The organism is Micromonospora sp. WMMD734, assembly GCF_049178975.1.
GTDB classification, from domain to species: Bacteria; Actinomycetota; Actinomycetes; order Mycobacteriales; family Micromonosporaceae; genus Micromonospora; species Micromonospora wenchangensis.
This window is the reverse complement of record NZ_JBMHMK010000001.1, coordinates 6,005,219-6,018,483: the sequence shown is the minus strand read 5'-3', so window position 1 is coordinate 6,018,483 and position 13,265 is coordinate 6,005,219. Positions and strand designations below refer to the sequence as shown.

At 72.2% G+C, this 13,265-nt stretch carries 11 protein-coding genes; 2 read left to right on the top strand and 9 right to left on the bottom strand.

All coding sequences use genetic code 11. From position 1 onward, the window contains the following. Nucleotides 1-120: 120 nt before the first annotated feature. The 4 genes from ACN267_RS26100 to ACN267_RS26085 form a co-directional block, all read right to left on the bottom strand. A complete protein-coding gene (locus ACN267_RS26100; RefSeq protein ID WP_421489868.1) occupies nt 121-1,398 on the bottom strand; it encodes a cellulose binding domain-containing protein in 1,278 nt (425 codons plus the stop codon). A 103-nt stretch (nt 1,399-1,501) separates the two neighbouring features. Next, a complete protein-coding gene (locus ACN267_RS26095) occupies nt 1,502-2,614 on the bottom strand; it encodes a ricin-type beta-trefoil lectin domain protein (protein ID WP_204961810.1) in 1,113 nt (370 codons plus the stop codon). Nucleotides 2,615-2,897: 283 nt separating this feature from the next. Continuing rightward, nucleotides 2,898-4,613 carry a PQQ-dependent sugar dehydrogenase gene (locus ACN267_RS26090; protein ID WP_421489867.1) on the bottom strand — a complete coding sequence of 572 codons (1,716 nt, stop codon included), beginning with the start codon at nt 4,611-4,613 and terminating at the stop codon, nt 2,898-2,900. Between the two features lie 31 nt (nt 4,614-4,644). After that, nucleotides 4,645-5,709 carry an SMP-30/gluconolactonase/LRE family protein gene (locus ACN267_RS26085; protein WP_421489866.1) on the bottom strand — a complete coding sequence of 355 codons (1,065 nt, stop codon included), beginning with the start codon at nt 5,707-5,709 and terminating at the stop codon, nt 4,645-4,647. A gap of 531 nt (nt 5,710-6,240) precedes the next feature. On the opposite strand from ACN267_RS26085, the gene ACN267_RS26080 reads away from it, so the two are divergent. Then, nucleotides 6,241-7,092, top strand: a complete 852-nt coding sequence (locus tag ACN267_RS26080) for an SAM-dependent methyltransferase (protein WP_239486421.1) — start codon at nt 6,241-6,243, stop codon at nt 7,090-7,092. Between the two features lie 96 nt (nt 7,093-7,188). On the opposite strand, the gene trpS is transcribed toward ACN267_RS26080, so the two are convergent. After that, the gene (gene trpS / locus ACN267_RS26075) at nt 7,189-8,265 is read right to left on the bottom strand and encodes a tryptophan--tRNA ligase (RefSeq protein ID WP_421490502.1); all 1,077 of its coding nucleotides are present in this window, start codon (nt 8,263-8,265) and stop codon (nt 7,189-7,191) included. A gap of 179 nt (nt 8,266-8,444) precedes the next feature. Beyond that, the gene (locus ACN267_RS26070; RefSeq protein WP_421489865.1) at nt 8,445-9,230 is read right to left on the bottom strand and encodes a class I SAM-dependent methyltransferase; all 786 of its coding nucleotides are present in this window, start codon (nt 9,228-9,230) and stop codon (nt 8,445-8,447) included. Nucleotides 9,231-9,277: 47 nt separating this feature from the next. On the opposite strand from ACN267_RS26070, the gene ACN267_RS26065 reads away from it, so the two are divergent. After that, nucleotides 9,278-9,865 (top strand): helix-turn-helix domain-containing protein, encoded by a 588-nt coding sequence (locus ACN267_RS26065; protein ID WP_204961814.1) that lies wholly within the window; start codon nt 9,278-9,280, stop codon nt 9,863-9,865. Here the strand turns inward: ACN267_RS26065 and ACN267_RS26060 are convergent. From ACN267_RS26060 to ACN267_RS26050, 3 genes are all read right to left on the bottom strand, one after another. After that, nucleotides 9,855-10,001 carry a hypothetical protein gene (locus ACN267_RS26060; RefSeq protein ID WP_204961815.1) on the bottom strand — a complete coding sequence of 49 codons (147 nt, stop codon included), beginning with the start codon at nt 9,999-10,001 and terminating at the stop codon, nt 9,855-9,857. The two genes, ACN267_RS26065 and ACN267_RS26060, sit on opposite strands and share 11 nt — an antisense overlap. A 198-nt stretch (nt 10,002-10,199) precedes the next feature. Continuing rightward, complete coding sequence (locus tag ACN267_RS26055; RefSeq protein ID WP_204961816.1) at nt 10,200-10,973, bottom strand: hypothetical protein; 774 nt, start codon at nt 10,971-10,973, stop codon at nt 10,200-10,202. 438 nt (nt 10,974-11,411) lie between these two features. Then, nucleotides 11,412-13,061, bottom strand: a complete 1,650-nt coding sequence (locus ACN267_RS26050) for a serine/threonine protein kinase (RefSeq protein WP_421489864.1) — start codon at nt 13,059-13,061, stop codon at nt 11,412-11,414. Nucleotides 13,062-13,265 lie beyond the last annotated feature (204 nt).

The following is a 13,265-nucleotide window of genomic DNA, read 5'->3' as shown; positions in this document are numbered from 1 at the left end:
CCGCCGACGAGCACGGCCCGCGGGGCGCAGGCCACCACGGGCCGTCGCGGATCGTCGGCGGGGGGCCGGCGACCGCCGGGCCGCCCACCCGACGTGGCGTCGGGTGGGCGGCGGTGGCGGTCAGGGGCTGGTGCAGGTCGGTGACGGGCTGGTCGGCGTGCCGGTGCCGAGGAAGCCGAAGGTCGTCGAGGTGCCCGGGGCGAGCGTGCCGTTGTAGGCGGCGTTGCGCACGGTCACGGTCGTGCCGCTGGTGCTCAGCGTGCCGTTCCAGACCTGGCTGATGCTCTGTCCGCCGCCCAGCTGCCAGCGGGTGGTCCAGCCGTCGACGGCGGTGCTGCCGGCGGTCACCGTGACCTCACCCTGGAAGCCACCGGACCACGAGCCGATCGTGCGGTAGGTGGCGGTGCAGGCGGTGCCGGGCGGCGGGGTCGTCGGCGGCGGCGTGGTGGGCGGGGGCGTGGTGGGCGGCGGAGTCGTCGGGGGCGGGGTGGTGGGGGGCGGGGTCGTCGGCGGCGGGGTGGTCGGGCCGCCCGGGGGCACCAGGGGGCAGGTGGAGCTGTAGCGGGAGACGCCGGTGCTGTCCGCCAGCGGGCAGAGGAACTGCGTGTAGCGGGTGTCGTTGTCCAGGAAGATCTTGAGCCAGGGGATCAGCAGCCGCATCTCGGTCGGGTTCGACCTGGTGAACGACAGGTGGTCGTTGCCGGCCAGCTCCGCCCAGGCGTGCTCCACCCCGGCCGGCAGCGTGTTGTAGATGCCCTGCACGTAGGACGGGGTGACGGTGCCGTCGTTCTGACCCGACAGGAGCAGGGTCGGGACCTGGGTGGTGGACATGTTCAGGTTGTTGCCCGGCGTACCGGGGGCGAGACCGACCGCGGTCTTCAGCGACGGCCGCCGCAGCGCGGCCAGCAACGTGCCGGCCCCACCCGCGGAGTGGCCCATCACGCTGAGCCGGTTGGGATCCACCCGGGTGCGCACCGGGCTGGTCCGGGTGAGGTAGTCCAGCGCCGCGAGCAGCTGGGTGGCCCGGGCGTCGGCACCGTCGGTGCGGCTGTTGGTCTCGATGCCGAGCACCACGAACCCGAAGGACGCCAGCCAGGGGCCCATCCAGGCCTCCTCGTTGGCGAACAGGGCGGAGTAGCCGGGCACGATCGCCACCGCGCCCCAGGTGCCCAGGCTGGTGTCGGTCGGGTAGTAGACGAACCCGCCGTTGAAGCCGTTGCCCGCCGGCACGGTCGCCTGCGTGGTGGCGAACGGCCCCCGGGTGGCGGCCACACTGGCCGGGGTCGGGTCCGGGCCACGTTGGTAGGGGTTGTCCGCCGCCGCCACCGCGGCGTGCGGCGCGGTGGCGGTCACCACGAGGCCGAGGAGGACCGCGAGGCCGGCCGAGAGCCAGCTCACGGACCGGGGTACGGGGCGGCGGCGTCCGGTCGGGGGCGGGGTGGGAGGTCGATCCGTCGGTAGCGTCACTTCAGGCATCTCCTTCGTTGGACGGGGCTGCGGGCTACCGCCGGCTCCACTGCTGGTTGGCCTGGCCGTTGCAGGTCCACAGGACGAGCTTCGTGCCGTTGGCGGTGGCCCCGCCGTTGGCGTCGAGGCAGAGCCCGGACTGCACGCCGGTGATGGTGCCGTTGGCGTTGAGGTTCCACTGCTGGTTGGTGCCGCCGTGGCAGTCGTACGTGGTGACCAGGGTGCCCGGGGTGGTGCCGTAGCCGGCGGCGTCCAGGCATTTGGTGCCGAGCACCGTCAACGCCCGGCCGGAGGTGTACGTCCACTGCTGGTTGGTGCCGCCGTGGCAGTCCCAGAGCTGCATCTGGAGCCCGTTGATGGTGGCGGAACCGGGCACGTCGACGCACCGGCCCGACGCGGTGCCCACGATGGCGCCGGTCTGTCCGCCGCTGTTGCCCGGGTTGCCGATGCTGCCGGGCACCGACTGCAACGCGCTGTACCAGCGGGCGGCCATCTTGTCGTAGCCGCCGGAGGTGGGGTGGATGCCGTCGATCAGGTCGGCGGTGGACAGGGCGCTGTGCATGTCGACCAGGTGCACCCGCTTGCCGGCGTTCACCTTGCTCGACACGATGCCGGGGATCGCCGCGTTGAAGGTCCGTACGGCGTTCTCCTGGTTGCTGTTGGACAGGGGGATGAGCTGCGCGACGAACACCTCGGCGGTGGGCACGGTGGTGGTGATCTTGTCGATCAGGGTGGAGAGCCGGTTCGGCGCGCTACCCACGTTGTAGTTCTGCAGGATGTCGTTGGTGCCGATGTGCAGCAGCACGCTCTGCGGCCGTTGGTTGTTCAGCCAGCCGACGATGTTGGCGTCGATCTGGTCGATGCGCCAGCCGGGGTGCCCCTCGTGGTCGTGGTCACCGAGACTGCCCGGCCCGTTGAACTGCGATCCGGTGAAGTCGATCGTGTACCGGCCGGCGGCCAGGCGCTGCCAGAGCCCGATCCGGTAGCCGCCCGGCACCTGCGTGCCCTCGGTGATGGAGTCGCCGAGCGGCATCACCCGTACCCCGCCGTTGGATTCGGCGTGGGCGGGGCCGGTCGGTGTCACCACCCCGGCCGTCATGAGGCCGAGTACGGCGAGTGCCGCGAGCCATCGTGCCCTCGTTCGCATGGACTTCTCCCCTGGATCGGTGGAGCTGGCCGGGGAGTGTGGCCGGTCGGCCGCCATGGTGGTCTGGCGGCACGTCCGAGCGGGCCGGCCGACGGGTACGGCGGCCTGCGGCCACCCGGACCCACCGGTCGTGCCGGCCGTCTCGTCGGCACCCCCACACCCTCGGCACTGGGACGGGTTTGTGAGCGTTAACAAAGACCATTGTAAATTCTTGTCGCCGCCCTGGTCCATATCCGGCACCCGCCCCGCCCCCGTCGGACCGGGGGCGGGGCCGGGGGCCGGGCTACCGGCCCAGCGTCACCTTGAGGATCCGCTCGTTGCTGTTGTTGGGGATGCTGTCCTTGTCACCGCCGGTGCTCGTGGTCAGCCACAGGTTCCCGTCGAGGGTCGGCTCGACGGTGCGCAGCCGGCTGTACGTGCCGACGAAGTACTGCTGCACGTCGGTGAGGGTGTTCCCGCTGATCACCGCCCGGTACATCCGGTTGCCCCGCAGGCAGCCGAGGTAGAGCACGTCCCGGACGATGGCCAGGCCGCTGCACGACGCCTCGGCCACCGGGTAGGTGCGGATGGGGGCGATGAAGTTCGGGTTGGCGCAGCTGCCCGTGGTGCCCTCGCAGGCCGGCCACCCGTAGTTGCCACCCCGGACGATGATGTTGGTCTCGTCCATGACGTTGTTACCGAACTCCTGCTCGAAGAGCCGGCCCCGGGAGTCGAACGCCAGCCCCTGCGGGTTGCGGTGCCCGTAGCTCCAGACCGCGTTGCCGAACGGGTTGTCCGACGGCACGGTGCCGTCGGGGCGGATCCGCAGCACCTTGCCGCCCAGGTCGTTGACGTCCTGGGCACGGTCCGGGCTCTGCCCGTCGCCGGTGGCGGCGTAGAGCATCCCGTCCGGGCCGAACCGCAGCCGCCCGCCGTTGTGGTACTTGTTGCGCGGGATGCCGGTCAGCAGCACCTGCACCGTGCCGGTCTGCAACGTACCGTCGTAGCGGATGCGGACGATCCGGTTGTCGGTCGTGGTGGTGTGGTAGATGTACAGCCACCGGTCGGTGGTGAAGCTCGACGACACGGCCAGCCCGAGCACCCCGCCCTCACCGTTGGTGCCGGCCACGTTGGGCACCGTGCCGATGCTGCGCTTGTTGCTCCCGTCCGGGTTCATCGCGACCACGTCGAACAGGTCACGCCGTCCGTAGAGCACCGTGCCGTCGGGCAGTTGCACCAGCCCCCACGGCAGGTCCCGCTCGGTGGTGACCACCGTCGTGCCGCAGACCGCGCTGGTGCAGGTCGACCCGGTGCGCACGGTCACCGCGCTGCTCGCCGTGGAGGTGTTGCCCTGCGCGTCCCGGGCGACGACCGTGTAGCGGTACTCGGTGTCGGCGGCCAGCCCGGTGTCGGTGAACGAGGTCGCCGGCGGGTTGCCGGCCGTGCCGGTGACCGAGCCGACCGTCACCCCGCCGCGCAGGATGTCGTACCTGGTGACCGCCACGTTGTCGGTGGCGGCCGTCCAGGTCAGGATCACGTCGGTGCCGTTGGCGGTGGCGGCGAGGTTGGTCGGGGTGGTGGGCGGCTGGGTGTCGGACTGGCAGAACGGCGGCGTGACGGGGAGCGTGGCGCTGGCCTGCGACACGTTGCCGGCGGCGTCCCGGGCGTTGACGTACCAGCCCCAGGTGACGCCCTGCGCGACGGTCAGCGTGGCGGTCAGCGTCCTGCCGGCGACCGAGGTGACCAGTTGGCCGTCGTGGTAGACGTCGTAGTACGCGACGCCGACGTCGTCCCGGGCGGCGGACCAGGCGAGCGTGACGGACTGGCAGGTCAGCCGGGTGCTGCGCAGGTTCGTCGGCGGGGTGGGCGGCCGGGTGTCGGCGGCGGCCCGGGCGGACGTCGCCCCGGCCGGCGCGGCCGGTGGGCCGGCGGTGACGGGCGCGCCGGCCAGGACGGTACAGACGCTGGTCAGCAGCGCGAGGCCGGCGAGGCGACGGGGTTGGCGAAGACTGGATCGCACTCGATACGTCCCTTCCTGGAAACCGGGTGGGTCAGTACGGGTAGCCGGGCACGTTGAGCCGCACGCTGTACAGGCCGGAGTCGTTCGTCCGGCCCGAGGTGACGAAGAGGGTGCGCCGGTCGGACCCGCCGAACGCCACGTTGGTGGTGCCGCTCACGCCGGACCGGATCGTGCCGAGCTGACTGCCGGTGGGCGAGTAGACGTGCACCAGCCCGTCACCGCCCGAGGTCCAGTACACGTTTCCGGCGCAGTCGATCGTGCCGCCGTCCGGGCCACCGACGTAGTTGACGAACACGCTGCGGGTGCCGGTGCTGCCGTCGGGCTGGACGGCGTACTTGTAGATCTTGTTCTCGCCGTAGGCGCCGACGTACAGGGTGGCGCCGTCGGGGGAGAGCGCGATGCCGTTGGGTTGGCGCAGCGCGTCGTCGACCAGCGACACCTGGCCGTTGGACACGCGGAAGACGCTGGTCCGTCCGCTCATCTGGTCGGGGCGGTTGCCGCGCTGGAAGTTGGGGTCGGTGAAGTAGACGACGCCGTCGGAGCGGACCGCCACGTCGTTGGGCGAGTTGAACGCCCGCCCCTGGTAGTTGCCGGCGACGACGCCCCGGGCCAGGGTGTCGAGCCGGTACGTCGAGACGCTGCGCTGGTCGTGCGTGGCGGCGACGAGCTGCTGCCCGTCGGGGGTGAGCGCGAGCCCGTTGCTGCCCGCATTGCCGAGGAACGTGTCGAAGGTGGCCGGCGGGGTGAACCGCCGGATCGTCGACGGCTGGACGTACTCGGACCCGGTCGGTGCGGCCATGTCGGAGAAGAGCAGGTAGCCCCGGTCGGCGATCCAGACGGGCCCCTCCAGGAACGCGAAGCCGCCACGGATCTTCGTGGCCGTGACCGAGGTCGACGGCAACGGCGGGCCGTAGCCGGTGCCGGTCGGGCAGACGCCGGGTGGCGCACCGGGCGGACCGGCCAGGGCGGCGGACTGCCACGCCGACGACGCGGCCCGCAGGGACGGTGCGGGCGCGGTGCCGGAGCCCGCCGGGACGGCGACGGGCAGGGCGAGCAGGAGACTGGCCAGCGCGGTGGCGGCCGGTTGCAGGACCATCGGGAACTCCGATCGGCGAACGGACCCGCCGTCGTCGGCGGTCGCGGGGTGGTGGAACTGATCTACCGGTATCGATGCATCATGGGGCAGCATAAATTAGGAACCACCGCACCGCATGGGTGACGATCCGCCGATCCCGGCCCTGATCCGGATTTCTCACTAAGATGCTGGTCGATATGGTGGGATTACCGACCACCACCTGGACGCCGACCGCCGACCGAGTCCACATGCTGATCGGGGTCGGTCGATGGATGCCTCGGGGCCCGTCCGGCCGTCGCGGCATGACCCGTCGCCGCCGGCGGTACGACGTTCCGCCGGAGACCATCGTGGACGGGTCGACTGTGGAGTCCGACCGGCCCCCGGAGAACGCCGACGGTCCCGATTCGCACCCGCCTGCCGCGTTACCGACAGAGGCGGAATCGACGTTGGGAGCGCGCTCATCTACCCTCAGGGCAGATCCGGCCCACGTCGTGGCCGGCACCGGTTCGGCAGCCATGGGTGTCGTGGTCTCCCCGCCAGTATTCACCGACCATGGCCCTGTTCGGAGGGATCGAAGCGTTGACGAGCGACAAGGCGGCGCCGCCGGGCGTCGACACCACCCGGCCCAGCATCGCCCGGGTGTACGACTACTACCTCGGCGGCAAGGACAACTTCGCGGTCGACCGGCACGCCGCCCAGATGGCGATGCAGGTCACCCCGGACGGGCCGGAGGCCGGGCGGGCCTGCCGGGCCTTCCTGCGCCGGTCGGTCCACTACCTGGCCGCCGAGGCCGGCATCCGTCAGTTCCTCGACCTCGGCTCCGGCCTGCCCACCCGGGGCAACGTGCACGAGATCGCCCACCGGGTCGACCCGGACGCCCGGGTGGTCTACGTGGACAACGACCCGATGGCCCTCGCCCACGGGCGGGCCCTGCTGGCGGACGCCCGGACCACCACCGTCGTCGGTGCCGACGTCAGGCAGCCCGACGAGTTGCTGACGGAGCTGCGCGACCGCAGGCTGATCGACTTCGACCAGCCGGTCGGGCTGCTGCTCCTGGCGATCCTGCACCACCTGCACGACGACGACGATCCCGCCGGGGTGGCCCGCCGGCTGATCGACGCCCTCCCCTCCGGCAGCTACCTGGCCATCTCGCACTTCTACGACCCGGGTCCGGCCCAGCCGGAGGTCTCGGCGAGGGCGCGGGCGGTGGAGAAGGTGTTCAACGAGACGCTGGGCACCGGCCGGTGGCGCACCCGGGACGAGATCCTCGGCTTCTTCGGCGACCTGGAACTGGTTCCGCCCGGGCTGGTTCCGCTGGCCGAGTGGCACCCGGACGGCGAGGACGACTCCCGGCAGACCACCACCTACCACACCGTCGTCGGTGGGGTGGCCCGCAAGGTCTGAACACGGGCACTGCCGTCGGCGACGTGACCGGTCCCCACCCGGGAGCCGGCCCGGCCGGCGGCAGGCCCCTCGGGCGCGCCACCGGCCGGGCCGGCGTCAGTAGCAGGTGTTCATCGCCGCCCGGACCTCGGCGAGGGTGGCGTCGGCGACCGCCCGCGCCCGCTCGTTGCCCTCGCTCAGGACGGCCCGCAGGTGGGCCCGGTCCCGCCCGTACTCGGCCCGGCGGGCCCGGACCGGGGCCAGGTACTCGTTGACCGACTCGGTGACGACCTTCTTGAGCACGGCGGCCCCCGCCGACCCGATCTCGGCGGCCACCTGCTCCGGGCTGCGCCCCTGACACAGGGCGGCCAGCAGCAGCAGCGACGACACCTCCGGGCGGGTCACCGGGTCGTAGCTGATGTGCCGCTCCGAATCCGTCTTCGCCCCCTTGACCAGCCGGGCGGTCTCGTCGGCGGTGGCGGCGAGCGTGATGGCGTTGTTCCGGCTCTTGCTCATCTTGGTGCCGTCCGTGCCGAGCAGCAGCGGGGCGCTCGACAACAACGCGTCGGGCTGGGGGAACACCGTCGAACCGGCGCCGTACCGGTCGTTGAACCGGCGGGCGATCGTCCGGGTGAGTTCGAGGTGCGGAAGCTGGTCCTGGCCGACCGGCACCAGATTCGCCTTGCAGAACAGGATGTCGGCGGCCTGGTGGACGGGATAGGTGAACATCAACCCACTGACAGCGGACTGCCGCGAGTGCGCGATCTCGTCCTTGACCGTGGGATTGCGGTTGAGTTCCGACACCGAGACGAGGCTGAGAAACGGCAGCATCAACTGGTTGAGCGCCGGGACCGCCCCGTGCGTGAAAATCGTGCTGCGGGCCGGGTCCACCCCGACGGCCAGGTAGTCCAGGACCAGTTCCTCGACGTGCTGGAGCAGATTGTCCGCCACGTCGCGGTCGGTGAGGACCTGGTAGTCCGCGATGATCACGAACAGTTCCACGCCGAGTTCCTGGAGCCGGACCCGGTTGTGCAGCGTGCCGAAGTAGTGACCGAGGTGCAGGCGGCCCGTGGGACGGTCACCGGTGAGCACCCGGAACCGCCCCGGGTCCTTGCGGATCAGTTCCTCCAGCACGGCGCTACGGGCCTGCGCGGCGGACGTCCCGAGCGCATCGGCCGGTCTGGCGCGGGCGATGTCACCGGCGTCTTCGGTCCGGGGTACGGCGGTGTTCACACGATCTCCTGAAGGGTCGGTCTCCACGCCATGATTGCACGCACCCCACTTCGGACAGCGCAATGACGATGACGACCGCGGGCACCGGAATCGCACCCGTCGTTCGGAGACACGACTCCGGGCGCGCACTCCCCCACCCTTCAGCGGCGGGCCAGCCAGACCGTCCGCCCGGTCCGGACACTGAGATCGGTACGGGTCGCCAGACCCGCCACGATCTGGTCCAGGGCGGCGAGATCCCGGGCGGGGAGCCGTCCCTGCAGTCCGTGGCGCATCCGGCTCAGCGAAGCCTGCGCATAGCGGGTGGCGGCGGCCGGCAATGGCGGACGCAGGTCGATGTCGAAGTGCCGCTCGGTGACCGAGGTGAAGCCGGCCTGCCTCATCCGCTCGCCCCAGTTCTCGTGCATGTGCAGGCCCGCCTCGTGCCGCCGCTTCGCCGCCTCGGCGTGACCGCGCTGCTCCACCTCCTCGTCCGGGGTACCGGTGAGGAAGTGGGGGAACGATTCCAGCTCGGCGATCACCAGCAGCCCGCCCGGCCGCAACATGCCGTACGCGGACGCGAGCGCGGTCACCGGATCGGCCATGTGGTGCATCGACGCGGCGGCCCAGATCAGCTCGACCGGCCCGAGGTCGGGCCAGGACGTGTCGAGGTCGGCTTCGACGGTGCGGATCCGGTCGCCCAGCCCGGCGGCGTCGGCCCGGCCGCGCAGGTGGGCGAGCATCTCCGGGGAGAGGTCGACCGCGGTGACGGTGGAGCCGGGCAGCTCCCGCGCCAGGGCGAGGGAGCCGGTGCCGGTGCCGGCACCGAGGTCGACGACGTGGGGTCGTGTGGCGGCCTCGCGGCCGACCCAGCCGATCACGTCGCGGAAGTACTCGTGGAGCACCTCGGCGTCCAGGTCGAGCAGCTCGATGAGGTGGTCCTGTGCCATGCGGGAACGGTAGCCCGCCCGTGCCGCACGGGCATAGCATCTTGCTTATGAGGCAAGACAAGGATCTGGAGACCCTGGTCCGGCAGCGCATCCGCAGCCTGCGGGTGGCCCGTGGCTGGTCGTTGGACGAGTTGGCCCACCGCTGCCTGATCAGCCCGTCCACGCTCAGCCGGATCGAGACCGGACACCGGCGGGTCGCCCTGGACCAGATCGCCACGATCGCCCGGGTGCTCGGCATCACGCTCGACCGGCTGGTCGAGTCCGACGCCGACGACGACGTCGTGATCCGTCCGCACTGCGACGAGGACCGGGGCGTCACCACCTGGCTGCTCTCCCGGGACAGCAACCAGACGGTCGCCAAGCTGCGGATCACCCGGGACGTCCCGACCGACCTGCGGGTACACCCGGGCCGGGACTGGTTCACCGTGCTCTCCGGCACCATCGAGCTGCGCCTCGGTGACCGGACGATCCTCGTCGGCACGAACGAGGCCGCCGAGTTCTCCACCCTGGTCCCGCACGCGTTCGGCGCGCACGACGGCCCGGCGGAGATCCTCTGCATCCTCGACCACGAGGGCGAACGCAGCCACCTCGGCCCGCACCACCCGCGTCCCGGCCGACCGGCGGCTAGCCCGTGATCACCGGCCAGGCGTAGGCAAGCAACGCGCACGCCGCCCCGAGCAGGGCCAGCGAGAACCCCCGGCTGGGGATGGGCAGGGCGGCGAGCACGAGCAGGATGACCGCGATGACATAGAGAAACGCCTGTACCGACATGACTGTCCCCTCGGGAGGCTGATGAACGGGCGGTGCGCTCTCTACCCCGGACGGCCCGGTCGGGAAACCCCACCCCCGGCGACCGTCCCGGGTCCACCTCTCCCGACCCGCGCTCCCGTCCGGGCGGGACGACGCACTGCCGTCCCGCCCGCACGGCGACGGACCGCCGTCCCGCCCGGACGGCGGGGCCGGCAGGTGTCAGCAGCCGAGCCGCTTGGTGGACAGCGCGATGTCGTCGATCCAGAGGTCGAACTCACCAGGCGTCGTGCCGCCCTGGTAGAGCTGCCAGCCGATCTTCACGGTGTCGACCGCCGGCAGGACGAACGGGACGTCGTTGCCGCCGTGGTCGGTGGTGGAGGCGGTCAGCTCCGGCTTCGCCATCCCGTCGATCCACACCGCGACCCGGTTGTCAGTCGGGTCGAGCTGCCACTCGAAGCACTGCCAGGTGTCCTCGGTGACCGGGGCGGACTCCCGCCAGTTGGTCCAGTCGCCGGTCGGGCCGCCGTCCGCGCCCACCCCCCAGAAGGTGCCGGGGACGGTCGGCGCGTACTGGCCGCCGATCGGGCGGACGACCTCGGAACTGCCGCTGCCGGTCGCCTCGACCAGCGTGAAGTGCGCCCAGTCCGGGGCGGTGGGGAAGGCGTCGACCCGCAGCCGCATCCGCCCGTAGAAGCGGTTGCCCGGCGCGGCGAAGTCGTCGACCCGCAGGAAGGCACGTCCGTTGTCGACCGTGTGCAGATGCAGCACCTGGTTGCCGTGCCTGGCGTGCTCGACGGTGAGCGTGCCGTGGCGGGTGTCGACGCCCCAGTTCAGCGTGCTGGGACCCCCGAGGGGCAGCCGTTCGAAGTCCTCACAGAACAGCGTGCCCCGGGGGCACGAACGCTGGGTGGCCGCCGACGGGCCGGCCGGGACGCTGCCGGCGGCGGTGCCGAGGATCAGGGCGGCGGTGAACACCGCGAGGAAACTGCGCATGGTCATTCCTCCAGGACGGCTGACCCCCACCATGCGGGCAGGGCTCAGCGGGAAATCCCGGCCGACGAGCACCGCCGACCTCGCCCCCGGGCGCGTCGGACGCCTACGGCGGTCGGAGGTGGGGCGGTCTCGGCGGGCGCGGGAGGGCGTGGCAGGGACACCGACGACGGGACACCCGCCCGTCGCCGTGGTGCTGGCCCGGCGAGGTGGCACCCGCGGCTGCCGAACTGGCGCGGTGCCGGCACCGCGCTGCTCCCGTGCTCACCGTCGCCAGCCCGGTTGCCCCCGTGCTGCGGCGAACTGAGCCATTCCAGCACGATCGGATCCGATCAGGCAACATCGATAGACATCAGCACGCCCGACCCGGCCGGCCCGACCCGCCGAGCCCGTCCTGCCCCGGCTCACCGCCCGGCCGGGTCGCGGCGCGCAGCCTCCCGGTCAGCCGACCGCACCCCGGTCGACCAGGCTGAACGTGGTGCCTACCGGGGCGTCGCCGAGGACCTCCACATAGATCTTCCGCTGGCTCGGGCTCCACTGCACCACGCCGTACTGCTCGCTGACGATGGCGTAGGAGAGCCGCCCCTTGTCGTCCTTGCCCTCCCGGGAGATCCCGAAGAGGGTCGCCGCGGTCGGCTCGCAGTCGGTGCCCACCAGGGAGGCGTACCCCTCCGCGTCGATCTTGACGCCGAGGCAGGGCCGGTGGGAGATCTCCGGGTTCAGCGATTTGATCATGAAGTCGACGCCGACCGGGTCGAGCACGAAGCGGGCGTCCGGCTTGGTCCCGTCGCCGACCCCCACCACACCGTCGAACGGCAGCGACAGGTCGCGGTCGATCTCCACCACGTGCAGCAGGATCTGTCGCTGCCCGGCCAGGATGGCCCGGGTACGGTCCACCGGGGCGGACGGCGACGCGGCGGACGGCGACGGGGTCGGCGTACCCGATCCGGACGGGGTGCCAACCGGGCCACCCGCCGTCGGCCCCCCGGCTGCCGCGCCGGTCGGGTCCGGGGACGACCGGTCGCCGACCAGTCGCGGGCCGAACACCACGACCGACACCAGCACCGCGACCACCGCGACGGCCGCGCCCACCCCGACGAACAGCCGACGCCGGGACGGGACCCGTCGACCGGACCCGTCCACCGCCGACGACGGACCGTCGATGCCACCTGACGCCGACGACGGACCCCCGGACGGCGTGACCGGTGCCGACGATTCGGCAGGAGGCCGGTCGGCACCGGCGGAGGCCGGCGCGGCCTGATCGCCCGCCGGGGCGGTGACCGTCAACAGCCCGTCGAGCAGCTCCCGGGCGGTGGGCCGCACGTCGGGATCCTTCTCCAGGGCCCGGGAGACCAGCTCCCGCAACGGCCCCCGCAGACCGGTCAGGTCGGGCGGTTGGGTGAGGATCCGCATCGCGGTCGCGGTCGCGGAGTCGCCCCCGAACGGGTTGCGGCCGGTCGCGGCGTAGGCGACCACGGCACCCCAGGCGAAGACGTCCGCGGCCGGGCCCACCGCCCGGCCGGACCCGGTGTCGAACCGCTCCGGTGCCATGTACGAGACGGTCCCGACCATCTGGTGGGTCCGGGTGTGCTGGCTGGTCGCCTCGAACGCCCGCGCGATCCCGAAGTCGATGACCTTGATCCCGCCGGGTGCCACCAGCACGTTCGCCGGCTTCAGGTCCCGGTGGATCACCCCGGCGCCGTGGATGGCGGTGAGCGCGGTGGCCACCCCGACCGCGATGCCGTGCAGTTGCGCCGCGCCCAGCGGCCCGCCGTCGCGGATCACCTGGGCCAGGCTGGGGCCCTCGACGTACTCCACCACGAGATAGGGCGGGTCGTGGTCCGGGTCGGCGTCCAACACCTCGGCGGTGCAGAACGGCGGGACCTGACGGGCCCGGTTCACCTCGCTGCGGAACCGGCCCCGGAACTCGTCGTCGTGGGACAGCTCCGCACGGACGACCTTCACCGCCACCCGGCGTCCCTGCGGCGACCGGGCCAGGAAGACACTGCCCATGCCCCCCTCACCGAGGCGGTCGAGCAGCTCGTACCCCCCGAGCCGGGCCGGGTCGCCGGGACGCAGCCCGTCGTTCACGTCGGCTGCCCGCAGACCACGACCAGCCCGCGAACCGTTGCGCCAATCACGCGTACCCCTCAGCTCACTCGGACACCGTCGGCAGCCTATCGCCCGCCCACCTGGGACCGCCGGTGCCGTCGGCGGCCTGGTCGGTGCGGACGGACGCGAGGGGCCCCGCCGGGATGACCGGCGGGGCCCGTCCTGACGGTCACCCGGATCGTG

Bases quoted from the DNA above. Each gene is read 5' to 3' on its own strand.
- ACN267_RS26095 (WP_204961810.1), bottom strand. From the start codon at position 2,614: ATGCGAACGAGGGCACGATGGCTCGCGGCACTCGCCGTACTCGGCCTC.
- ACN267_RS26060 (WP_204961815.1), bottom strand. From the start codon at position 10,001: ATGTCGGTACAGGCGTTTCTCTATGTCATCGCGGTCATCCTGCTCGTG.
- ACN267_RS26065 (WP_204961814.1), top strand. From the start codon at position 9,278: ATGAGGCAAGACAAGGATCTGGAGACCCTGGTCCGGCAGCGCATCCGC.
- ACN267_RS26085 (WP_421489866.1), bottom strand. From the start codon at position 5,709: ATGGTCCTGCAACCGGCCGCCACCGCGCTGGCCAGTCTCCTGCTCGCC.
- ACN267_RS26055 (WP_204961816.1), bottom strand. From the start codon at position 10,973: ATGCGCAGTTTCCTCGCGGTGTTCACCGCCGCCCTGATCCTCGGCACC.
- ACN267_RS26070 (WP_421489865.1), bottom strand. From the start codon at position 9,230: ATGGCACAGGACCACCTCATCGAGCTGCTCGACCTGGACGCCGAGGTG.
- ACN267_RS26080 (WP_239486421.1), top strand. From the start codon at position 6,241: ATGGCCCTGTTCGGAGGGATCGAAGCGTTGACGAGCGACAAGGCGGCG.